25 protein-coding genes and 1 pseudogene are annotated in these 20388 nt (G+C 68.1%); 8 read left to right on the top strand and 18 right to left on the bottom strand.

What is annotated here, in order from left to right:
- The first annotated feature begins 2 nt into the window (after nucleotides 1-2).
- Entirely contained in the window at nucleotides 3-1271 is a 1269-nt protein-coding gene (locus tag VMD50_RS22510; protein WP_475448127.1) for a competence/damage-inducible protein A, read from the top strand.
- Between the two features lie 2 nt (nucleotides 1272-1273).
- Here VMD50_RS22510 and VMD50_RS22505 read toward each other — a convergent pair whose 3' ends face one another.
- Nucleotides 1274-2527, bottom strand: coding sequence for a sialate:H+ symport family MFS transporter (locus VMD50_RS22505; RefSeq protein WP_325430874.1), 1254 nt, complete (start codon nucleotides 2525-2527; stop codon nucleotides 1274-1276).
- Between the two features lie 73 nt (nucleotides 2528-2600).
- Between VMD50_RS22505 and VMD50_RS22500 the strand changes: the two genes are divergently transcribed.
- Both VMD50_RS22500 and VMD50_RS22495 read left to right on the top strand, forming a co-directional pair.
- A complete protein-coding gene (locus VMD50_RS22500; protein WP_325430872.1) occupies nucleotides 2601-3668 on the top strand; it encodes an amidohydrolase family protein in 1068 nt (355 codons plus the stop codon).
- 23 nt (nucleotides 3669-3691) lie between these two features.
- Nucleotides 3692-4090, top strand: a complete 399-nt coding sequence (locus VMD50_RS22495) for a phage holin family protein (RefSeq protein ID WP_325430870.1) — start codon at nucleotides 3692-3694, stop codon at nucleotides 4088-4090.
- Nucleotides 4091-4093: 3 nt separating this feature from the next.
- Here the strand turns inward: VMD50_RS22495 and VMD50_RS22490 are convergent, their stop codons facing one another.
- The 8 genes and pseudogenes from VMD50_RS22490 to VMD50_RS22455 all read right to left on the bottom strand — a co-directional run bounded on the left by VMD50_RS22490 (nucleotide 4094) and on the right by VMD50_RS22455 (nucleotide 9689).
- Nucleotides 4094-4876 carry an enoyl-CoA hydratase/isomerase family protein gene (locus VMD50_RS22490; protein ID WP_325430868.1) on the bottom strand — a complete coding sequence of 261 codons (783 nt, stop codon included), beginning with the start codon at nucleotides 4874-4876 and terminating at the stop codon, nucleotides 4094-4096.
- On the bottom strand, nucleotides 4873-5856 hold the full coding sequence (locus VMD50_RS22485) for an FAD-dependent oxidoreductase (protein WP_325430866.1): 984 nt from the start codon (nucleotides 5854-5856) through the stop codon (nucleotides 4873-4875). The genes VMD50_RS22490 and VMD50_RS22485 overlap by 4 nt, the downstream gene beginning before the upstream one ends.
- A gap of 16 nt (nucleotides 5857-5872) precedes the next feature.
- Nucleotides 5873-6346: a hypothetical protein gene (locus VMD50_RS22480; RefSeq protein ID WP_325430864.1), complete on the bottom strand. Its 474-nt coding sequence runs from the start codon at nucleotides 6344-6346 to the stop codon at nucleotides 5873-5875.
- Nucleotides 6347-6676: 330 nt separating this feature from the next.
- Nucleotides 6677-7123: pseudogene (locus VMD50_RS22475) on the bottom strand (Fur family transcriptional regulator); the annotation flags it as partial.
- Nucleotides 7124-7412: 289 nt separating this feature from the next.
- A complete protein-coding gene (locus VMD50_RS22470) occupies nucleotides 7413-7910 on the bottom strand; it encodes a DUF4262 domain-containing protein (protein WP_325430862.1) in 498 nt (165 codons plus the stop codon).
- 131 nt (nucleotides 7911-8041) lie between these two features.
- Nucleotides 8042-8536, bottom strand: a complete 495-nt coding sequence (locus tag VMD50_RS22465; protein WP_325430860.1) for an SRPBCC family protein — start codon at nucleotides 8534-8536, stop codon at nucleotides 8042-8044.
- Nucleotides 8536-9177, bottom strand: a complete 642-nt coding sequence (locus VMD50_RS22460; protein WP_325430858.1) for a nitroreductase family protein — start codon at nucleotides 9175-9177, stop codon at nucleotides 8536-8538. The genes VMD50_RS22465 and VMD50_RS22460 overlap by 1 nt, the downstream gene beginning before the upstream one ends.
- A 29-nt stretch (nucleotides 9178-9206) precedes the next feature.
- Nucleotides 9207-9689 (bottom strand): carboxymuconolactone decarboxylase family protein, encoded by a 483-nt coding sequence (locus VMD50_RS22455; RefSeq protein WP_325430856.1) that lies wholly within the window; start codon nucleotides 9687-9689, stop codon nucleotides 9207-9209.
- Nucleotides 9690-9887: 198 nt separating this feature from the next.
- Between VMD50_RS22455 and VMD50_RS22450 the strand changes: the two genes are divergently transcribed.
- From VMD50_RS22450 to VMD50_RS22440, 3 genes are read left to right on the top strand one after another with little or no spacing between them, the layout of a single operon-like run.
- Nucleotides 9888-10577, top strand: a complete 690-nt coding sequence (locus tag VMD50_RS22450) for a hypothetical protein (RefSeq protein WP_325431104.1) — start codon at nucleotides 9888-9890, stop codon at nucleotides 10575-10577.
- An 8-nt stretch (nucleotides 10578-10585) separates the two neighbouring features.
- A complete protein-coding gene (locus tag VMD50_RS22445; protein WP_325430854.1) occupies nucleotides 10586-12028 on the top strand; it encodes a class I adenylate-forming enzyme family protein in 1443 nt (480 codons plus the stop codon).
- A 25-nt stretch (nucleotides 12029-12053) separates the two neighbouring features.
- A complete protein-coding gene (locus VMD50_RS22440) occupies nucleotides 12054-12767 on the top strand; it encodes a hypothetical protein (protein WP_325430852.1) in 714 nt (237 codons plus the stop codon).
- Here the strand turns inward: VMD50_RS22440 and VMD50_RS22435 are convergent.
- Together VMD50_RS22435 and VMD50_RS22430 are read right to left on the bottom strand one after the other, a co-directional pair.
- A complete protein-coding gene (locus VMD50_RS22435; RefSeq protein ID WP_325430850.1) occupies nucleotides 12753-13739 on the bottom strand; it encodes an NAD(P)H-dependent flavin oxidoreductase in 987 nt (328 codons plus the stop codon). The two genes, VMD50_RS22440 and VMD50_RS22435, sit on opposite strands and share 15 nt — an antisense overlap.
- On the bottom strand, nucleotides 13736-14128 hold the full coding sequence (locus VMD50_RS22430; protein WP_325430848.1) for a tautomerase family protein: 393 nt from the start codon (nucleotides 14126-14128) through the stop codon (nucleotides 13736-13738). Before VMD50_RS22430 ends, VMD50_RS22435 begins: the two co-directional genes overlap by 4 nt.
- A 93-nt stretch (nucleotides 14129-14221) precedes the next feature.
- Between VMD50_RS22430 and VMD50_RS22425 the strand changes: the two genes are divergently transcribed.
- Nucleotides 14222-15085, top strand: a complete 864-nt coding sequence (locus VMD50_RS22425; protein WP_325430846.1) for a LysR family transcriptional regulator — start codon at nucleotides 14222-14224, stop codon at nucleotides 15083-15085.
- A 92-nt stretch (nucleotides 15086-15177) separates the two neighbouring features.
- Here VMD50_RS22425 and VMD50_RS22420 read toward each other — a convergent pair whose 3' ends face one another.
- The 7 genes from VMD50_RS22420 to VMD50_RS22390 form a co-directional block, all read right to left on the bottom strand.
- A complete protein-coding gene (locus VMD50_RS22420; RefSeq protein WP_325430844.1) occupies nucleotides 15178-16035 on the bottom strand; it encodes a lipase family protein in 858 nt (285 codons plus the stop codon).
- Nucleotides 16035-16643: a YbhB/YbcL family Raf kinase inhibitor-like protein gene (locus VMD50_RS22415; RefSeq protein ID WP_325430841.1), complete on the bottom strand. Its 609-nt coding sequence runs from the start codon at nucleotides 16641-16643 to the stop codon at nucleotides 16035-16037. The genes VMD50_RS22420 and VMD50_RS22415 overlap by 1 nt, the downstream gene beginning before the upstream one ends.
- Before the next feature lie 68 nt (nucleotides 16644-16711).
- Nucleotides 16712-17173: a nitroreductase/quinone reductase family protein gene (locus VMD50_RS22410; RefSeq protein WP_325430839.1), complete on the bottom strand. Its 462-nt coding sequence runs from the start codon at nucleotides 17171-17173 to the stop codon at nucleotides 16712-16714.
- Between the two features lie 46 nt (nucleotides 17174-17219).
- On the bottom strand, nucleotides 17220-17663 hold the full coding sequence (locus tag VMD50_RS22405; protein WP_325430837.1) for an SRPBCC family protein: 444 nt from the start codon (nucleotides 17661-17663) through the stop codon (nucleotides 17220-17222).
- Between the two features lie 37 nt (nucleotides 17664-17700).
- Nucleotides 17701-18714, bottom strand: a complete 1014-nt coding sequence (locus VMD50_RS22400; RefSeq protein ID WP_325430835.1) for a zinc-binding dehydrogenase — start codon at nucleotides 18712-18714, stop codon at nucleotides 17701-17703.
- A gap of 19 nt (nucleotides 18715-18733) precedes the next feature.
- On the bottom strand, nucleotides 18734-19156 hold the full coding sequence (locus tag VMD50_RS22395) for an SRPBCC family protein (RefSeq protein WP_325430833.1): 423 nt from the start codon (nucleotides 19154-19156) through the stop codon (nucleotides 18734-18736).
- A complete protein-coding gene (locus tag VMD50_RS22390; protein WP_325430831.1) occupies nucleotides 19153-19467 on the bottom strand; it encodes an ArsR/SmtB family transcription factor in 315 nt (104 codons plus the stop codon). Before VMD50_RS22390 ends, VMD50_RS22395 begins: the two co-directional genes overlap by 4 nt.
- A gap of 78 nt (nucleotides 19468-19545) precedes the next feature.
- Between VMD50_RS22390 and VMD50_RS22385 the strand changes: the two genes are divergently transcribed.
- Nucleotides 19546-20256, top strand: a complete 711-nt coding sequence (locus tag VMD50_RS22385) for an MBL fold metallo-hydrolase (protein ID WP_325430829.1) — start codon at nucleotides 19546-19548, stop codon at nucleotides 20254-20256.
- Nucleotides 20257-20388 lie beyond the last annotated feature (132 nt).

The following is a 20388-nucleotide window of genomic DNA, read 5'->3' as shown; positions in this document are numbered from 1 at the left end:
CGGTGAGCGCACGCGCAGGCATCGTTGTCACCGGAACCGAGGTCCTCACCGGACGCGTCCAAGACGCCAACGGCCCCTGGATCGCCGATCGCCTGCTGGAACTGGGCGTGGAGCTGGCGCACATCACCATCTGCGGCGACCGCCCGGCCGACATCGAGGCGCAGCTGCGATTCATGGCCGACGAGGGCGTGGACCTGATCGTCACCAGCGGCGGCCTGGGGCCGACGGCCGACGACATGACCGTGGAGGTGGTGGCGCGGTTCTCCGGCCGCGACCTCGTGCTCGACCCCGAGGCCGAGAACAAGATCGCGAACATCCTCAAAAGGCTTATGACACACTTCGATCAAGGAAATTTCGATGCGGTGCGCGCCGCCAACCGCAAGCAGGCGATGATCCCCGCCGGTGCGCAGGTGCTCGACCCGGTGGGCACCGCGCCGGGCGTGGTGGTGCCCGGTAAGCCGGCGGTGATCGTGCTTCCGGGTCCGCCGCGCGAGCTGCAGCCGATGTGGCGCAGGGCCATCGAAACCCCGGCCGCGCAGGAAGCGATCGCGGGCCGAACAACCTACCGACAGAAGACGATTCGGATGTTCGGGCTGCCCGAGTCCGGGCTGGCCGAGACGCTGCGCGACGCCGAGGCGTCCATCCCCGGTTTCAACAGCCTCGAAATCACCACTTGCCTGCGGCGCGGCGAGGTCGAAATGGTCACGCGCTACGAGCCGGACGCCGCCGACGTCTACGCGCAGCTGACCCGGTTGCTGCGCGACAAGCACGGCCAGCAGATCTACTCCGAAGACGGCTCGAGGGTGGACGATCTGGTCGCGAAGTTGCTCACCGGCCGCTGGATCGCGACGGCGGAGTCCTGCACCGCCGGGCTGTTGGCGGCCCGGCTGACCGACCGGCCCGGCTCGTCGGAGTATGTGGCGGGGGGCGTGGTGTCGTATTCCAACGAGGCCAAAGCGCAACTTCTCGGCGTCGACCCGGCGCTGATCGAGGCGCACGGCGCGGTGTCCGAGCCGGTGGCCGAGGCGATGGCGGCCGGTGCGTTGAAACGCTTCGGGGCCGACACCGCGGTCGCGATCACCGGGATCGCCGGCCCGGGCGGCGGCACGCCGGAAAAGCCGGTCGGCACAGTCTGTTTCACCGTGAAGCTGGCGGAGGGCCGCCAAGTCACCCGGACGCTGCGGCTACCCGGCAACCGGTCCGACGTCCGGGAGCGGTCGACGACCGTGGCGATGCACCTGCTGCGGCGCGTGCTCACCGGCCCCGAATGAATTCAGGTCACTTCCGTTGGCAGGAAAGCGCTTTCGGTGGTACCGAAGCGGACCCCCGTGGCGTCCTTGCCGATGAACGTGAGGAAGGCGACGGCGATCAGCACCGGCACGATCGTCGCCGCCAGCGCGAAGGGATAGCCGTGCGTCTCGGCCAGCCGCTCCTGAATGGGCAGGTTGAACGCGGCCAGCAGGTTTCCGAGCTGGTAGGTCACGCCGGGGTAGAGGCCGCGGATGGCGTCGGGCGACATCTCGGTCAGATGAGCGGGGATCACGCCCCAGGCGCCCTGCACGCACACCTGCATCAGGAACGAGCCGAGGCACAGCATCGCCGCGCCGTGCGAGTAGGCGAACATGGGCACGATCGGCAAGCCCAGCAAGGCGCAGAAGATGATGGTGTGGCGGCGGCCGAAACGCTGTGACAGCGTGCCGAAGACCAGCCCGCCGATGATGGCGCCGAGGTTGTAGACGATCACGATCCACTTGACCGTCGCGCTGGCCAGCCCCGCGCCCTGGTTGGTGGTCGCCGTCAGGAACGTCGGGTAGACGTCCTGTGTCCCGTGGCTCATCCAGTTGAACGCGGTCATCAGCAGCACCAGATAGACGAACCGGCGGACTATCGCGGCGTCACGCAGCACGTCGCGAATCCTGGTGCTGGTGAGCCGCATTCGGTCCTGCGCGGCCTCCCATACCTCGGATTCCTCCACACGGTAGCGGATCATCAGGCTGATCAGCGCCGGGATGATGCTCAACCCGAACAGCCAGCGCCACGACAGGCCCAGCCAGTTCATCACCACCAGCGAGGCAACACTGGCCAGCAGGTAGCCGAAGGCGTAACCCTCCTGCAGCAGCCCCGAGAAGAACCCGCGTCGCTCGACGGGAACCTTCTCCATCGCGAGCGCCGCGCCCAATCCCCACTCACCGCCCATGCCGATGCCGTACAGCAGCCGCAGGATCACCAGCACGGTGAAATTGGGCGCGAAGGCGCACAGGAACCCGACGACGGAGTAGAACATCACGTCGACCATCAGGGGCAGCCGGCGGCCGACGCGGTCGGCCCACAGCCCGAACAACAGCGCCCCGACGGGGCGCATGACCAGGGTGGCCGTCGTGACGAAGGCGACCTCGGCCTTGCTGTGATGAAAAGTCTTTGCGATGTCGGCATAGACGAGCACAACGATGAAGTAGTCGAAGGCGTCCATTGTCCAGCCGAGCAATGCCGCGATGAAGGAGTTTCGCTGGTCGGCGGTCAGCTTCATTCGAGGACTTTGTGTGGTCACTTGAGCATCGTGCAGTACCGGTTGGCAAAGCGCGAGAGTAAGTTCCGGATACATGCGAATCATCGACGCCGATGGACACGTTGCCGAGAACTCCTCGCTGGCGATCGAAGCGATCAAGCGCTGGCCCGACCACGTCAAGCCCAGCACCGACGGGCGGCTGCGGTTGACGCTGGAAGGCCGCAATTACCCTGAGGACCGGGGCCCGGGAGCGGGTTGTCCGCCCGAGCACGGGATCAGCAAGGCACCCGATATCAATTGCCGCTCACCCGAAGGCGTGCTGGGCGACGCCGACCGCGACCACATCGACACGATGGTGCTGTATCCGAGCATGGGGCTGTGCGCGCCGAGCCTCGAGGACCCCGAATTCGCCGCGGGATTCTCGCGCCTCTACAACCAGTGGATCGCGGATTACTGCGCCTCGTCCGGGGGCCGGTTGCGCGGGGTCGCCGTGACCCCGATCGAGCACGGTCAGGCGGCCATCGACGTCATGACCGAGGCCAAGGACCTCGGGCTGGTGGCGACTTTGGTGCCGCCCGCACTCAAGACCCGCAACCTCGACCACCCGGACCTCGATCCGTTCTACGCCGCCGCCGTCGACCTGCAGATGCCCCTGGGCGTCCACGGCGCCCCCGGCATTCACCTGCCGAAGATCGGCGTGGACCGCTTCACCAACTACATCCAGGTGCACTGCATCAGCTTCCCGTTCGACCAGATGACGGCGATGACCGCGATGGTCTCCGGCGGTGTCTTCGAGCGCCATCCGCAGTTGCGCGTCGCCTTTCTCGAGGCCGGCGCGGGCTGGGTCCCGTTCTTCATCGACCGCCTGCACGAGCATTACGAGAAGCGGGGGGATTGGGTCGAGCGCGGCTGGCGGCGCGATCCGCACGAGTACCTGGCCGCGGGCAACATCTTTGTGACCTGCGAGCCGGAAGAGCCGATCCTGCCCGGCGTGATCGACGTGCTCGGCGCCGACTTCATCATGTTCGCCAGCGATTACCCCCACTGGGACGGCGAATGGCCGGAGAGCACCAAGCACCTGCGCACCCGCGCCGACATCAGCGAGGAGGCGCGCGAAAAGATCGGCGGGCTCAACGCGCAGCGCTTCTACAACCTGAACTGAGCCGGGTGGCAGGATTCACTGCTATGGGCCCTTTTCTGCTGCGCGCCGCGCTGACCGGACTTGCATTGTGGATCGTCACGCTGATCGTGCCGGGGATGCGGTTCGTGGGCGGTGACACCAAGCTGGAGAGGGTCGGCATCATCTTTGTGGTCGCCGTGATCTTCGGCCTGGTCAACGCGTTCATCAAGCCGGTCGTCCAGATCCTGTCGATCCCGCTCTACATCCTGACGATGGGGCTCATCCATATCGTGATCAACGCGTTGATGTTGTGGATCACCGCCTGGATCACCCAGCACACCACGCACTGGGGCCTGGCGATCGACCATTTCTGGTGGACGGCGATCTGGGCCGCGATCGCGCTGTCGATCGTGAGCTGGGTGCTGTCACTGGTCATTCGCGACGTCGGCCGCGCTCGCGCCTGAGGTTCAGCGGCCCCGCCAGCGCGGTGGTCGCTTCTCGGCGAAGGCGCGCGGACCTTCCTTGGCGTCCTCGGTCTCGAAAACGCGGTCGCTGTGCCGTGTTTCGTTGGCGTAGGCCGACTCGAGGTCGAGCGCCAAGCCCTCGACGGCTGACTGCTTGGTCGCGAAGACCGCGAGCGGCGCGTTGGCCGCGATGCGCTCGGCGTAGTCGTACGCGGTGTCCATCAGCCGGTCCGCGGGAACCACCCTGTTGATCAAGCCCATGGCCAGGGCCCGCTCCGCGTCCACCATGTCGGCCGTCAGCAGCAGCTCCATCGCGAGCGGGTAGGGCATCTGCCGGGGCAGCCGGACGGTGCTCCCGCCGCCGGCGAACAGGCCGCGCTTCGGCTCCATGACCGCGAAGCGCGCCTCGGGCACGGCGACGCGAACGTCGGTCGAGGTCAGCATCTCGAAGCCGCCCGCGACGCAGGTGCCGTTGACGGCCGCGACGATCGGCTTGTACACCGGGAACCGATGCAAGACGGCGTGGATGGCGTCGTCCTTGTTCCAGCCCTCGGGCCTGGGCAGGTCCCCGGTGAGCTCCGGGATGAATTTCTTCAGGTCGGCCCCGGTGCAGAAGTCCCGGCCGGCGCCGGTGATCACCGCGACCCAGGCGCGCTCGTCGTCGCGGAACGCCGCCCAGGCATGGGCCAGATCGCGGAAGTGTTCCATGTCCAGCGAGTTGCGCGTCTCGGGACGGTTGATCGTGATGGTGGCGATGTGGGCCCGCAGGGCGTAGTCGATGCTCACCGCGCCTCCGGGTGATCAACCAGGCGCACCACGTCACGCGCGCAACCCCACGACAGCGTCACGCCGTTGCTGCTGTGCCCGTAGTTGTGAATGCACCGGGCCCGCCCGAGCGGTTCGGCCTCCACCCGCACCGCCGGCCGGTCCGGACGCAGCCCGGTGATCGTCTCGATCACCTCGGCCCCGCGCAGCCGCGGCTCGACCCGGCGGCAGCGCCGAACGATGCGGTCGGTCACTTCGGGATCCGGGGTGGTGTCCCAGCGGTCGGGAATGCTGATGCCGCCGCACACCACGCGCTGCGGGTGGGGGAAGAAGCAGGTCCATTCCGGCCCCCCGCTCAACTCGATAAACAGTTGCCGCACACCGGGATTGGCCAGCACGACGTGCTGACCGAACAGCGGCCGCACGGTGTCGTCGCCCGCGAGCGCTGCCGCGCCGAGCCCGGCACAGTTGACGACTACCGGTGCGGAGTCGGCGGCCTCGGCCAGCGACCGGACCGGGCGCCGCTCGATCTCGCAGCCGGCCGCGGCCAGCCGGCGGGTCAGGTAGTCGAGGTAGCGCGGCATGTCGATCATCGGCATGCTGGCGCGGAATCCGGCCCCGTAGCCGTCCGGGACATCGGCCGGATCGGCCGGCCGCAGGTCGGGGATCAGCCTGGCCGCGGGCGAGGCAGCCGCGGCCGCGATGAACTCCCCGACGGCCAGCGCCGGTGCCAGGCGAACTCCGGCGCCCGGGTCGTCGGCCAGTTGACGAAACACCCGCAGGGAATGCGCGGTCCAATCCAGGGTCGCCGCGGCGCGTTCGGCCGGGCGAGGGGGTGCCCATACCGCACCGGCGACCACCGATGTCGTCTCTTGCGGCATCGCGGCCGCCCACACCCGCACCGGCCGGCCCGCTTCGGCCAGGCACACGGCCGACGTCAAACCGCTGACGCCGGCACCGATGACGACAATCTGCTGCGGGTCGCCCGCGTGACTGGCCAATGGCAGCAAGCTCTCGTCAGGAATGGGGGGGTTGCTGGCCGTTCTGGCCGCCGAGCAGCCCGTTGAGGATGCCGAGAGTGCCTTGCACGCCGGGAGGCACTGTGGTGGGAGGCGGTGTGGCGTCGGGCGTCAGCTGCCAGGGCTGGCAGCCCGATGTCTTGAACGATTTGTCGGTCGGATCGATCTGCACGACCTGTGGCTTTTTGCTCAGGGCGTTGTCGACGAGATTGCCGTCGGGGTTACCCAGCCGCTTCCAGTAGCAAGTCCCGTCACCGACGGGCCCCGCCGAGCTGTAGATGCCCGGCGCGATGTCGGTCCCCACCGCGTACGTGCCGTCGTGGTCGATCGCCGTCTTCGGCCCGGGCGGCGGTGTCGGCTCCGGATCGGCCCCGGCGATGCCCGTAGACGCCGCCGTCACGGCCCAGCCCGCAAGCAACAGCCCGGCAGCCGCACATCGTGTCGCCACGGATGCTTTCACCTCGAGCCCCACGAGCTAGCAGCCTACCGGTGCGAGCAACTCATTTCACATCGACGTTGACGAGCGCGGAACGGAAGGCTCGACGCGAGGCCCGTTACTAGCCACCGTGGCATCGGAGACGTCGTAGCGAGCCCACCCGGCGTTGGCTCCCAGGCCGCCTGTCCCAATTCCGGTCGCCTTCAACAAAGTAATGGGCGTAAGCGGGCCGGGGGCAAGCCATTCCCCCGGCCTCGGCGTTGGCGTCGACAACGGTTGGCCATTGCTCGGTGGCAGGTTGTCGATATCGTCCGAGCTGGGCATGTCGTCGGGGAGTTGTTCTATGGGACTGTGATCCCCGATAGGTTGAGACACGTGTGGTACCGAGCAGCCGGAACATCGGCCCCAGTAGATGACCTCGGTCTGGTCGAGCTGGAAGCCGTTGGCGTCTGACGGGGCCAAGCAAAGTGTGTCACTGACGGCACAGTCCACGTCTGCAATGACCCCACAAACCCGGCAGACCATGTGATGGTGGTTGTCGCCCACCCGGGACTCGTAGCGCGCTACTAAACCCGGGGGCTGAACCCGCCGCAGCAGACCGGCGTCAGTCAGCGTATGCAGGATGTCGTAGACCGCCTGTCGGGATACATCCGACACACAATTACGCACCGCGAAAATGATCGTTTCCGTGTCAGAATGCGGATTCGTGTGCACGGCGTACAACACCGCAATTCGCGGGCGGGTAACTCGTAGCTCGGCCGTACGCAGCCGATCGATGAAATTCGCTGCCAAGGACACCTCAACGAAATGCAAGCCTTTTCTGGAATTGATCAAGCTCTCAACCCCTTCCCTTGGATGGTGAAACCCACGGGCGCCCGACACCTATGAGAACCCTACGGCCGACAGTATTTTCACGGCGCAGCCAAGGTTAGGGTCCTTGGATATCTTATGGTGCGTTTTCGCTCAAATCGAATCAGGTCTCGGCGACGCGCAACGGCAATAATTGACCAAACCTTCAGCTGCTATGACTTGGGTCTGCAATAACGATTTATTTCAGTCGAAAGGTATTCTTTATACGGGTGCTAGCGCCGTCCGGTTTTGGTCAAGGGTGGGGACCGCCTTTCGAGTCCGCGCCACGGTGCGCGGCCCGCACACCGAGCACGGGTTGTGTACCTCGACCGTTGTCGAAGGTCGGGGACCACGGCCAGCGTCCACGCGCGTCGGCCCACACCAGCTGGAGCGCCCTTACCTCGCTGCCGTGGATCGCGATCGCGACGTTCATATGCGCGTCGGGATGTTCGACCTCGACGACTTCGATGAGGGTCGGGCCAGGCAGGGCGAGTCGGGCACCCGGCTTGGGCGCATCGACATCCCAGACCACCTCCGCTGCCGACTCGGCGAGGCCGCCCAACACTTCGAGCGCCCGCAGCGGTGAGACGCCGGTCATCAAGAACTCGGGCAACCCGTGGCCGGCCAGGCCGATGGTGTACGCGTACGGAACCCGGTCCTCGACGTACTGCACCGTCCAGCCTCGTCCGCGAATCTTTCCGCGGATCACATCGAGGTAGTCGTCTACGGTGCTCCCCGGGTGGTCGCACATCCAGCACATCGCAAGTCCCCTTTCATCGTGCTTGCCGACACGATGCACGCGGGGTCTGACATGTTTGGCACTGCGGCCGGGGCGCGGCACACCCTGCACATAGCGAAAGTATTGCGGCAGAAGGGAATACGTTACGTCAGCCGGCGCACTTTGCCGGCGTAGCCCAGCGCATGTTCGTAGGTCTTGAGGTTGTCGCGAGAGATCTTCGCGTGCACCGGACGCTCGAGGAAGAAGCGCAGCACGGGGTTGTAGGCGTGGTAAGTCTCGTGGAACGTCAGCACCGTGGTGCCGTCGGGCTGCTCCTCGAGTTGGTGATAGCCCTCGGCGCGCGACCACAACGGCGCGCCGACCGCCACGTATCGCGACAGCTTGTTGAGCTCCGCCTCGGTCACGGTCTCCCAGGAGCGTGCCCGGCCACCGGTCAACAGGTACTTGGGCACTTCGAAGACGCAGGTGCGGACCAAGCCCTCACCGGCCTCGTTGCCCTCGTTGAGGATTTCCATGCTGCCGTTCGGCCACGTGAGCACTCGCGGCCGCGGCGCGTTCGGCGGAACCGGCGGATGCAGCACCCGCCACACCTTCCTCGGCGGCGCGTCGACGTGGAATCGCACGGTGTAGGACTGCATCAGCGTTCTCCAACCAGGTGTCCCCAGGTATCCCAATAGGTGATGGTTTCCGCGGGCGGCCGCTTGGCCGGTCGGAAGTCGGTGCCGATCGTGTAGGCGACCGGAAAGAGCGCGGCCTGGGTGGCCGTGTCGGGGATCCCGAGCAATTCGGCCACCTCTTGCTCTTTGGCCAGGTGCATCGTCGTCCACACCGACCCCAGGCCGCGGGACCGCAGGGCAAGCAGGAAGCTCCAGCCGGCCGGGATGATCGACGCCCAGGCCGACGCCGCGGTCAGCAGGTTCGAGTTGTCGATCCGGTTGTCCAGGCAGGGGATGACGTGCACGGGGACCCGGGCCAGCGTCTCGGTCAGGGCCAGCGCGCCGGAGTACACGCGCCGGGTCTGCGGATTTGACGCCTCCCTGGCCGCATGCCCGAGATATTCAGCGCCGACGCTGCGATAGATGTCGGCGATCGCGGCGCGCTTGTCGGCGTCGGTGATCACCAGCCAGCGCCAGTCCTGTGCGTTGCTCGCCGTGGGCGCCTGCATGGCCAGTCGTATGCACTCGAGAATCACCTCGCGGCCGACGGGCCGGTTCAGGTCGAGGCGTTTGCGCACCGCTCGGGTAGTGGTCAGCAACTCATCGACCGAGGCGATGTCCATCGGATCCTTACTGTGTTGGGCGAGGCCGATCAAAGGTCGATTGCGCAGGACTGGTCGACACCGAGCACCGCCAACGAGCGCCCCAGGCCGAGGAACACCGCGACGCAGAGCGTCAGATCGAGGATCTCCTCGTCGGAGAACGCCCCGCCCAGCCGCTCGAAGAACGCGTCGTCCATCGACGCGTGGTCGTTGGCGAAGCGCTCCGCGAACTCGATGGCCAGGCGCTGACGCGGCGTGTAGCCGGGGTAGCTGGCGTAGGCGGCGACGTTCTCGTACAGCTCCGGGGCAACACCGGCGTCCAGCACGGACCGGGCGCGGAAATCCGAGCAGGCGACGCAGTCGTTGATCTGCGCGATTCGCATCCGCGCCAGCTCCCGCTCCTCGGCCGGCAGAATGCTCTGCTCGTACGCGCCCCGAATCATCCGCTCGACCATGCCGCCGAGCTGCGGCCGCAGCGTCCAGAGCATGGCGGCTTCGCCGCCGGGCCCATCCGGTACATCGAGTCGGGCCATGCGTGAACTCCTGCCCGGTGAAGGTCGTTACCGTGTTGAGCAAACCAGATTCTCAACTCGGCTGTCTAGGTCGGCCTACGCGCAATCGTGCGGATGCAGACCCGGCGCTGACGCGAGAATTTGGTCGGGTTACGGTCCGTTGATCGAGGGCGTTCATCGGGCGAACGTCCCGTGTTTGGAGGTCTCGGCGTGCTGTTCATGCACGAGGTACACAGGGTGCGCGGCCGCGCCGAAGATGACTTCGAGGCCGCGTTCCGACAGGGCTGGATGCCCACGCTCGCCGCCCATGACGACGCCCGGCTACTGTGGTACGCCGATCACGCGCAAGGCAGCGGGCCCGCCTACACCGTCGTCACCATCACCGCGGTCAAGGACGGCGCGGCCTGGGAGCGCCTCGCGCTGCGGGTGCAGCACGGCGACCTGCAGAAGTGGATCCGCGGCCTCGACGAACTCCGCCATGAGGTCGAGGCCAAGCTGCTGGTGCCGCTGCCGTGGTCGCCCCGACAGGACGTCTCGTTCGACGAGGTGCCCACCGACGGCCGGGAGCATGAGCTGACGCTCTACATGGAAGACACCATGTGGCCCTACCAGGACAAGTTCGAGCAATACATCGACCGCTGCGGCGACGTCTATGCCCGCAGCCTGGAGCGGCCGTCTTCGATGCTGACGATCCAGGCGGCCCTTCAGCCCGCGCTGGGCAGCCACGTGCGCCGCGAGGTCATCCTGATGCAGCGGATCAAACGGCCGGAGCAACTGCTCGAACTGCTCCGAAGCCACATTCCCTCCGAATACCGCGCCCCGGGCACGTGGATGCACGACGCCCTGGACCTACGCGACCAGTGGACCAGCCGGCTACTGCGCACGTCCGCGTGGTCACCCCTGTATTAGGCCCACGGATGAACATCGGGACCCTCCTCGATGCCGCCGCCACCGGCGAACCGGCCCGGACCGCGCTCATCATCGACGGCCGCTTCATCAGTTACGGCGACCTGGCGACGACGGTGCGGCGCTGCGCCGCCGCCCTGGCCGCTCATGGGGTGGTGGCCGGCCGGCGCGTCGCGGTCGTCGACAACGGAAGCCTGCTCTCGGTCGCGACGGTGCTCGGCGCGGCGCGCGTCGGCGCCGCCGCCGCCTTGATGAATCCCGCGCTGACGCCGCCCGAGCTGCGGGGGCTCCTGGCGAATGCCGGCTGCACCGACGTGGCGGTCGCGGGGGAGCCGTACGTCGAGCGCGTCCGCGACGCGGGCGCTCCGACGGTGCTGACGGTGTCCGACCTCACCGGCGAATCGCCCGAGCCGCCACCACCCGCCGATGACCACGCCGCCGGGGACGCCCTGGTCCTGTTCACCAGCGGCACGACGGGACTGCCCAAGGCCGTTGGCATCACCGCCCGGCAGCTCACCGCGCGGATCAGGGGGATGGCGGTGCCATTCCGGGCCGGGGCCCGACCGGCGGTGGGGATGATGTGCGTCCCCTTCTTCCATGTCGGCGGCGCGCTGGGCACGCTCGGCGGTTTGTATTCGGGCACCACCTCGGTGGTGCAGCCGCGCTTCGACGCCGGCGAGTGGCTACGGCTGGTGTCGGAGCACCGGGTGGCGACCACCTTCATGGTGCCCACGATGCTGCAGCGCATCCTCGACCATCCGGACTTCGCCGGCACCGATCTGACGTCGTTGGTCGCCATCGCCTATGGGGCCGCCGCCGCGCCAGTCGCTTTGGTGCGCAGGGCGATGGCCGCGCTGCCGCACGTCGCGTTCGCCAACGTGTTCGGCCAGACCGAGACGCTCGGGGCATACACGACCCTGCTGCCCGACGATCACCGCGATCCGGCGCGGGCCGGTTCGGTCGGCCGGCCGCTGCCCGGGGTCGAGGTGCGGGTGGTCGATCCCGCCACCGGCAACGACGTCGCGCCCGGAACGGTGGGCGAGCTGTGGGTGAACACCACCCAGAACGTGACCGAAGGTTGGCTGCGCACCGGTGACCTTGCCCGCCAAGATCCCGACGGCTACATCTTCCCGTCCGGCCGGCTGAGTGACACGATCAACCGCGGTGGAGAGAAGTTCGGGCCGGTCGAGGTCGAGGAGGCGTTGCGTTCGCATCCGGCAGTGAGCGACGTGGCGGTCGCGGGTGTCGCCGACGAGGAGCTCGGCCAGCGGGTCGGGGCCGCCGTAGTCGCTTGCGCGCCAGTGACACTCGAGCAGTTGCGATCGCATTGCCGGGAATTGATCGCCTACTTCAAGCTGCCCGAGCGGCTGGCGATCGTCGATCAGATTCCCTACAACGCGACCGGCAAGGTCAGCCGCCGTCAGATCGCCGCGCTCATCGTGGACGAGACCTGAGCCAACGCCTGAAAGAGGAGAGCCAGTGCTGTTTCTTCACGAGACCCACAAGGTGGTCGGCGCGCGGCAGGACGAATTCGAAGCCGCCTACCGCGACGGCTGGATGCCCATGCTGGCCCGCGAAGACAACGCCCGGCTGCTCTGGTACACCAACCACGCCCACGGCAGCGGGGCGTCCTATACCGTCGTCACCATCACCGGGATCAGCGACGGCGCGGCCTGGGAGAGCCTGGCCCGCCGGGCCCAGGGCGGGGACCTTCGGCCCTGGATGCGCGAGCTGGACAACCTGCGCCACGAGGTGACGGGCAAGCTGCTGCTGCCGGTCGCGTGGTCACCGCTGCAGGCCGTCGATTTGGCAAGCGTGCCCACCAACGGCCAGACCCACCCGCTGACCATGTTCATGGAGGACACCGGCTGGCCCTACGCGGCGTTGGACGACTACATCCGCTCCTGGGACGAGATCTACTACCGGCCGCTGTCCCAAGCGCCCGCCAGGATGCGGATCCTCGACATCCAGGCGTGCTTCCAGGTCGCCCACGGCAGCTATCGGCGCCGAGAAGCCATGCTGTGGCAGAAGATTGACGACTCCGACAACTACGCGGCCCTGGTCCACCTGCTCACCGAGGAGGTTCCGGCCGAGCACCGGGCGCCCGGCAGCTACATGTTCGAGGCCCTGAAGTTCCGCGACCAGTGGCAGAGCCGGCTGTTGCGGACGTCGGACTGGTCACCCCTGTACTGAGCCGGGCGCGTGCGCCCGGTTCAGGATCTCGTTGGCCTCCGCGACCATGTCGGCGACCACCTCTGCGGCGGGACGTACTTGGCGAATACGCCCGACCGCCTCGCCGATGATGATGGCCGCGGTGTCGAAATCCTCTGCAGCGGTCGCATTTTCGAAGGCGTTCACCGCGTCGGGCAGCGCAGCCGACAGCTCGTGTTCGTTGCCGTGCCAGGAGTCGAGGAAGGAGTTGCCCAGCGCCCGCACGGTGTATTCGGCGGGCCAATCCAGCCGCCGCACAACGTCATAGACCCGGGTGCGAACGGTTTCATCCCCGCTGGCAAGAAGGGCACGCTGCTGTGCACGCGGCGACACCGACGCCTCCGGGGTCGCCCAGAACCCGGTCCCCACGAGCGCGCCGTCGGCGCCGAGCGCCAGCGCCGCGGCCAGGCCCCGGCCGTCGGCGATACCGCCCGCGGCCACCACGATGGTTCGGGGCGCGAGTTCGGCGACAAGGTCGACGACGTCGGGCACCAGCGTGAAAGTCGAACGGGCGGTCATTCCGTGCCCGCCCGCCTCGCCGCCCTGAGCCACGATGATCTCCGCGCCGGCGTCCAGGGCCTGGCGGGCGTGGTCGAGGTTCTGCACCTGGGCGGTGAGTGGAACGCCGGCGGCGCGGATGCGGCCGGCGAACGGCTGTAGCTCGCCGAACGACAGCATGATCGTGGCCGGCTGCCGCGCCAGGGCCGCATCGAGCAACTCGGGCGTCCGCGAAAGGCTCCAGGTGATGAACCCGCATCCGACCCTCGTCGGCCGGGCCCGGTCGAATTCCAGCTCCAGCCAGTCCTTGTCGCCGTAACCGCCGCCGATGAGGCCGAGGCCGCCGGCCGAGGTCACCGCCGCCGCGAGCCGGCCGCCGGAGACTCCCGCCATCGGCGCGAGCATGATGGGATGTTCGATTCCGAGGAACTCGGTGAGGCGGGTTTTCAGGCTCATGTCAGCTCTCCGGTCAGGAACTGCGCCCGGCCGTGACCGAAAGACCAGTCGTCGTCGCCGTTTTCGGTGATCGAGACGATCAAGTCCGCCGGGTCGATCCCGCACCGCTCAGCCAGCGTGAGCGCCAGCAGCTCATAGAACTTCTCCTTCATGGCACGCGTGCGGCGCCGGCTGACCACGTGCACGATCACCTGCTGGGCCGAGCGGGTGATGCCGAGACCGGTGTCCCACGCGACGATCTCGTGGGCGGGATGGGTGTGCACCACCTGATAGCGGTCGCGCGGCGGCACCCCGAACGCTTCGACCACCGCCTCGTGAACGGCGTCCAGCAGCGCCCGAACCTCCGACGGCACGCGGCCCTCGATGAGGTCGATGTAGAGCAACGGCATTTTCTCTCCTTCGGTCGGTGTCCTGCTTTCGACGGTAGGTCCGGGGAGATCGGCTGTGAAATGCCTGTTGTCATCGATCTATGCTTCTCAGGCATGGGCACGCTGGACAGTGGCCGGGTCGAGTTGCGTCACCTGCGGGTGTTCGAGGCGGTGGCGCGGCTCAAGTCATTCACCCAGGCCGCGGACGAGCTCAGCATCACCCAGCCGGCGTTGAGCCGCACCGTCCAGCAGCTCGAAGACGCGCTGGGAGTCACGCTGCTCGACCGCAGTTCGCGGCACGTGGAGACGACGCAGGCCGGACGGACGTTCCTCGATCACGTCGAACGAGCGCTCGCGGAGCTGGAGCGCGGATTCGGCGCCGTGCGGCGGCAGGCCAGCATCCGCCTGGGCTTCAGTTGGTTGCTGCCCGACCCGTGGGCGCAGGACACCGTCGCCCGCTTCGAACGCGCCACCGGGACGGCGGTCACGTTGATCCGCGCCGACGACGCGCTGGGTGCGGTGCAGCAGGGGAAGGTCGACGTCGCGGTGGTGCGCGGACAGGTCACGTCGACCGCGGTGCGCGTCGTCCACCTGTTCAACGAATCGAGGGTCGCGGTCTGTTCGGTTCACTCGGCCCTCGCCGGACGGTCGGAGCTGGACTGGGCCGAGGTGCCGCGGTGGCCGTTGGTCGTCAACACCGCCAGCGGCACCACCGGCCCGTGGTCCTGGCCCGCGGGAGAAGGCCCGGAAACCGTTGTGGAGACAAGGAATTTCGACGAATGGATCGAGTCGGTCGCGGCCGATCGCGGCATCGGCGTGATCCCCGACGTCGCCGTCAGGCGCAACATTCACCCCGGGGTGCGGTTCATCGCCCTGCGGCGAGCGCCCGAAAGCCCGGTCTCGCTTGCGTTTCTGCCGCGCGCCCGCAACGCCGTGCTACGCCGCTTCGTCGAGGCGGCCCTCAAGAGCGCTCCCTGAGCGCTCACGACTCCCGTTGTGCACCCACGGCGGGGTCCCTCGGCGTGTCGTCGCCGTGGGCACACGCTCGACCGGCGACCGCGAGCGCCGGTTCAGGGTTTGCAGGCGGGTTCGAGGGCAAGGACCGGGCCGCCGGATTGCAGGGACAGCAGATACAGATAGGTCGCGAGCGAATGTTCGCACAGCACCGAATATTTCACCAGCACCTTCGGCGGAAGTGGCACCAACCGAATCGGGTTCAGGTCGTGCGGGTTCAGCACATGCTCATAGTCGATGGGGGGCGGCAACGCGGTGATGACGTCCAGGCGGTTCGCGATGCGCCACGAATTCTTGACCGCCTGGTCATAGCTCCTCGCAAACAGTGAATCCCCGGTGCGTGGGCTGCCATAGGTGTAAACGGCCGCGACGGTGAACTTCGTGTTCGCCGCCATGTCGAGGGCAAGCAGCGTCGCAAGCGCCCCGCCCAGGCTGTGCCCGCAGAGCGTGACCGAGCCGACGGGTTGCCGGAACGGAAGCTTCGCGAATGTGTTGATCACCGTCGGCGCACCCGACGCGGCGCCGGTCCGCAGGGACACGTACATGTCGGTGAAGCCGTCTTCCGTATGGCCGGCGCCGGCCAGGAACGGGCACGGCACCTGGAGAAACTCGGCGTCGTGCATCCATTCCAGCATCCCCTCGGTACCGCGGATCGCGATTGCCACGTCGCCCGTCTTCTCGTCCTGGCAGATCAGCCCGATGGACACGTCGTCGTCGACGCGCCCCGGATTCATGTCGGTCGCCAGGTCGTTGGCGTAGATCGTCGTGACCACGGTGTAGTCGACACCGCCGGCGCTCAGAGCCTCACCGGCCCTGTTCGTCAAATCGCCCGGCGATGTCGCATAGGCGGCGTTGACGAGCTGGCCGAATCCGATTGCCTCTTCAACATCGAACGTCGGCTGCGTCGAAGGCATCAGGACCCGAACGTACCGGTGAACTGCGCCTGTCCGGATGCGGCCTGCGCTATGGCCTGCGCCGCTTGTGGCCCAACGAGCCCCGGGGGGAGCTCATACGTGGCCGGGAGCTGGTAGAGGGTGAACCGGTAGTGGTGCACCCCGGTGCCCGCGGGCGGGCACGGCCCGCTGTACCCCGCCTGGCCGGCCGAGTTCGGCAGACTGGTGCCCGCGGCGGGAGTCTGACCATCCGCGGTGCTGCCGGGGCCGGGAGGGATTCCGACCACGAGCCAGTGGACGTAGGGCCCGCGCGGGGCGTCGGGATCGTCGACGACGAGCGCCGCCCCCAGCGGCGCCGACCACGTCAGCGGAGGCGCCACATCGGCCCCCTTGCAGGTGTACTGCACGGGAATCGGCGCGCCGTCCGGAATCGCCGGGCTGCTGATCGTCAACGGTCCGTCGGCGGGCGCTTGCGCGACGATCCGGCCGAGTGTCGTCACCTTCGGCGTCAGCGGAGCCGTCATGCGGCTGCCGCCGTTGCCGCCGCAGCCGGGCAGCGCCACGAGGAGCGCCAGCCCGGCCGTGACCGATGCGATGCGGTGAAACGTGCTCGCCTGTGTCGATTTCATAAAGGACAGTGTCGCTCGCCGACGGTTGGTCCGGAAGGACTCGTTCGCACGCAGACAGTGCGCTTTGGCTAGGACAGGTCGCGGAGGGCGACGCACTGCTCGGTGCCGTCGAGCCAGAGCAGAAACCGTGAGGGCAGCGGAAACAGTCCGGCCGCGAGGCTGGTGGGCACGAGGTTCGGGTCGCCAACCGGGATGGTGCGTCCCTGCCAATGCAGTTGGCCGGGTCGAGCCTGCAGGTTGACATACCAATTGGTTTTCGGCCCATAGGTGAGTGGGACGATGAAGCCACCGGGCTGCTCCACCACGCGGATGGGTGTCGCATAGCGCCGGCCGGACCGCCGGCCGGTGTGCTCCAGCACGGCGAAGATGCTGTGTGGTCGGCCGGCGCGGCCCACGCTGGTCACCAGCTTGTTGGCCATCCGCTTGTTGCGATGCCGCTTGGCGTCGATCACCGCCTGGTCGCCGCGGCGCATGCCGGCCGCGATGCGTGCTCGCCGCACGATCGCCGCGACCACCGCGATAGCCGGCACCGCCCGAGCGCATCGGCGCGCTCGACCGCTCCTCATTCCAGCGAGACTACCTGCCGCCCTTCACTTCGAGCACCCGCTTGCGCAGGCCGTCCGTCGCCGTTTCCATCAGCCCCTTGGCCCCGCGCTTGACCAGGAAACCGGGCACCGGCGCGGAAAGGTCCACGGTGAGTTCGAAACGGACCCTGGTCGAATCGCCTTCGGGCGTCAGCGTGTAGCGGCCCTCCTGCGCACGTTGCTGCTTGGAGCTCTCCAGCGTCCAGCCCACGCCGTCGTCGTGCACGGAATAGTCGAGCACCTGCTCGTCGGTGACGCCGACGATTTTGACCTTTTGCCGGGATCTGCTCGGATGGCCGTCCTTGTCCCGCTCCAGGATTTCGACCTTCTTATGGATCGAGGACCACTCGGGTAGCGACTCGAGGTCGAACAGAACGTCCATGATTTCGTCGGGCGTCGCGTCGATGACGACTTCGCGGGTCTCGGTGATGGCCATGGCTAGATTAGATAACCCCTGTCGCGGTGCAGGAAACTCAGGGCACCAGGACGACCTTGCCGACGTTCTCCCGGGCCGCCAGGATGCGGTGGGCCTCGGGCGCCTCGGCGAACGGCACCGCCGCGTGCACGACGGGAGCGATGGTGCCGTCCTCGAGACCCTTGGCCAGGGGAGTGATCCAGGGTTCCAGCGTGCCGCGGTCATCCCACAGCCGCAGCATGTTGAGGCCGATCACGGCCTTCGACTCCGAGAGCTGGTCGAGCAGGTTGAACCCGCGCAGCATCGCCAGCGCGTGCGGCGCCGCCGCGCGCAGCGAGCGCTTCTCGCCGTGCTGCATCGCCGAAACCCCATATCCCACAAGCCTTCCGCCCGGGCGCAGCAGGGCGTAGGACCGCCGCAGCGACGTGCCGCCCAGCGCGTCGAGCACCAGGTCGTAGGGGCTCGAAGTTTTCAGGCCCTTCCACCAGCCGTCGCGGCGGTAGTCGATCGCCCGGTCCACGCCCAACTCCGCCAGCTTCGCGTGCTTGCCGGGCGAGGCGGTGCCGTGCACCTCGGCCCCGGCTGCCTTCGCGAACTGGACCGCGGCGATGCCGACACCGCCGGCGGCGGCGTGCACCAGGACGCGCTCGCCGGCGCGCAGCGATCCGTAACCGTGCAGCGCGGCCCAGGCGGTCGCGTAGTTGACGGGGACGGCCGCCCCCTCTTCGAAGGTCAGCGCGTCGGGGAGCCGCACGGAATCGCTGGCCGCGACGTTGACGATCTCGGCGTAGCCGCCGAATCGCGTGCCCGCCAGGACCCGCTCGCCGACGCGGCCGGCATCGACACCGTCGCCGACGGCCTCGACCGTCCCGGCGACTTCGTAGCCGACCACCGCGGGCAGTTTCGGCGCGTCGGGATACATGCCGACGCGGGCGAGGTGGTCGGCGAAGTTCACCCCGGCCGCGCGCACCGCAACCCGCAGCTGCCCCGGGCCCGGTGGCGGCGGGTCGGGGCGCTGCTGGACCTGCAAGACCGACGGGTCGCCGTGCTTGGTGATGACGACTGCGCGCATCGTGTTCCTCCTCGACCGCTCAGGCCCGCGCGGCGGCGTCGGCAAGGCGGGGGAGGACGACGTCGCGCCAGCCGGGGCCCATCCGGTCGAAGGCCTCGGCCATCCTCGTGTCACTGAGGTCAAAACCGCTGTGCTCCAAGAACACTCGAGTGCCGGTACCTTCCGGCTCCAGGCGCCAGGTCAGCGTCCAGGCCGCGGTGAAGGTATAGACGAAGCGGTGCGGGGGATCCACCTCGAGCACCTTGCATGGTTGCTTGCCGTAGCCCGGCATGTCCAGGGTGAACCGGTGGCCGACCACCGCGGCCACTTCACCCTCGGCCCACCACAGTCGCACCAGCTCCGGTTCGGTCAGCAGCCGCCACACCTTCGCCGGTGGTGCGGCAACGAATTGATCCACCCGAATGGCGGCGGGCGCCTTTCCCGCCAAGCGCGGCTCGGTCATTCCAGCTCCTTAGCTGTCTCGGCGAGCCCGGCCAGCCGAGCGCGCCAGAACTTCTCGAACGGATGCAGCCACTCACCGAGTTGGGCCAGAGGTTCCGCGGTCAGACGGTAGATGCGCCGGCGGCCTTGCGGCTCGTCGGCCACCAGCCCGGCGTCGCGCAGCACCTTGAGATGCTCGGCGACGGCCGGGCGGCTGAGCTCGAACCGGGCGCTGAGTTCGCCGGCGGACAGGGGCCGTCCGGCCAGGATCTCCAGCAATTCCCGGCGCACGGGGTTCGCCAGGGCGAGAAAGACGCGATCGGGCGCGGCCACCGCGCCAAGATACGTCGGGAGTTTCCGACATGTCAACTCGTCCCGACATTTCCCGGCTCCGCGGCTACGGTCCTCCTTATGCATTTCGCTTGGGAGCGGCTGACCGCCGGCGTGCATCGCTGTCGCCTGCCGTTCTGCGACGTCACGATCGGGCTGGTGTGCGGGCGTGCCGGGGCGTTGCTCGTCGACACCGGGACCACCCTCGTCGAGGCGGCGGCCGTCGACGCCGATGTCCGCCGGATCGCGGGACGCCCGGTGACGCATGTTGTGTTGACGCACAAGCACTTCGACCATGTCCTGGGTTCCTCGGCGTTCGCCCACGCGGAGGTGTACTGCGCGCCCGAGGTGGTCGAATACCTGTCGTCGGCGACCGACCGGGTCCGCGCCGACGCGCTGAGTTACGGCGCGGACCCGACCGAGATCGACCGTGCGATCGCGGCCCTGCGCCCTCCCCAGCACGGGATTTACGACGCCGTCATCGACCTCGGGGACCGCGCCGCGACGGTCGCCCATCCGGGCCGAGGCCACACCACGTCGGATCTCGTGGTCATGGCGCCCGGGGGCGACGGCGGCCCGGTCGTGGTCTTCACCGGTGATCTCGTCGAGGAATCCGGCGACCCCGCCATCGACGCCGATTCCGACGTGGCGGCCTGGCCGGCAACGCTGGATCGCGTGCTCGCCATGGGCGGACCGCACGCCATCTACGTCCCCGGGCACGGGAAGGCCGTCGACGCGGACTTCATCGGCCGGCAGCGGGATTGGCTGAGCGCCTACCGCGGGCCGCGATGAGGCCGTCGGCTCGGCGGCGAGCGTCGCACCGTCGACCAAAAGCGTTGCTGGAGACGCCGCCGGCCCGGCGGATTCCGGTGGCCCCAACGCCGGAGTACGGCATGGCAACAGTTTTGGCTCGGGACCATTGAC

This window comes from Mycobacterium sp. (genome assembly GCF_035506235.1).
Classification (GTDB): Bacteria; Actinomycetota; Actinomycetes; order Mycobacteriales; family Mycobacteriaceae; genus Mycobacterium.
This window is presented reverse-complemented; position numbering and strand designations above follow the sequence as displayed.

Bases quoted from the DNA above. Each gene is read 5' to 3' on its own strand.
- VMD50_RS22505 (WP_325430874.1), bottom strand. From the start codon at position 2,527: ATGAAGCTGACCGCCGACCAGCGAAACTCCTTCATCGCGGCATTGCTC.
- VMD50_RS22500 (WP_325430872.1), top strand. From the start codon at position 2,601: ATGCGAATCATCGACGCCGATGGACACGTTGCCGAGAACTCCTCGCTG.
- VMD50_RS22495 (WP_325430870.1), top strand. From the start codon at position 3,692: ATGGGCCCTTTTCTGCTGCGCGCCGCGCTGACCGGACTTGCATTGTGG.
- VMD50_RS22470 (WP_325430862.1), bottom strand. From the start codon at position 7,910: ATGTGCGACCACCCGGGGAGCACCGTAGACGACTACCTCGATGTGATC.
- VMD50_RS22465 (WP_325430860.1), bottom strand. From the start codon at position 8,536: ATGCAGTCCTACACCGTGCGATTCCACGTCGACGCGCCGCCGAGGAAG.
- VMD50_RS22460 (WP_325430858.1), bottom strand. From the start codon at position 9,177: ATGGACATCGCCTCGGTCGATGAGTTGCTGACCACTACCCGAGCGGTG.
- VMD50_RS22455 (WP_325430856.1), bottom strand. From the start codon at position 9,689: ATGGCCCGACTCGATGTACCGGATGGGCCCGGCGGCGAAGCCGCCATG.
- VMD50_RS22450 (WP_325431104.1), top strand. From the start codon at position 9,888: ATGCACGAGGTACACAGGGTGCGCGGCCGCGCCGAAGATGACTTCGAG.
- VMD50_RS22445 (WP_325430854.1), top strand. From the start codon at position 10,586: ATGAACATCGGGACCCTCCTCGATGCCGCCGCCACCGGCGAACCGGCC.
- VMD50_RS22435 (WP_325430850.1), bottom strand. From the start codon at position 13,739: ATGAGCCTGAAAACCCGCCTCACCGAGTTCCTCGGAATCGAACATCCC.
- VMD50_RS22430 (WP_325430848.1), bottom strand. From the start codon at position 14,128: ATGCCGTTGCTCTACATCGACCTCATCGAGGGCCGCGTGCCGTCGGAG.
- VMD50_RS22425 (WP_325430846.1), top strand. From the start codon at position 14,222: ATGGGCACGCTGGACAGTGGCCGGGTCGAGTTGCGTCACCTGCGGGTG.
- VMD50_RS22420 (WP_325430844.1), bottom strand. From the start codon at position 16,035: ATGCCTTCGACGCAGCCGACGTTCGATGTTGAAGAGGCAATCGGATTC.
- VMD50_RS22415 (WP_325430841.1), bottom strand. From the start codon at position 16,643: ATGAAATCGACACAGGCGAGCACGTTTCACCGCATCGCATCGGTCACG.
- VMD50_RS22405 (WP_325430837.1), bottom strand. From the start codon at position 17,663: ATGGCCATCACCGAGACCCGCGAAGTCGTCATCGACGCGACGCCCGAC.
- VMD50_RS22400 (WP_325430835.1), bottom strand. From the start codon at position 18,714: ATGCGCGCAGTCGTCATCACCAAGCACGGCGACCCGTCGGTCTTGCAG.
- VMD50_RS22395 (WP_325430833.1), bottom strand. From the start codon at position 19,156: ATGACCGAGCCGCGCTTGGCGGGAAAGGCGCCCGCCGCCATTCGGGTG.
- VMD50_RS22385 (WP_325430829.1), top strand. From the start codon at position 19,546: ATGCATTTCGCTTGGGAGCGGCTGACCGCCGGCGTGCATCGCTGTCGC.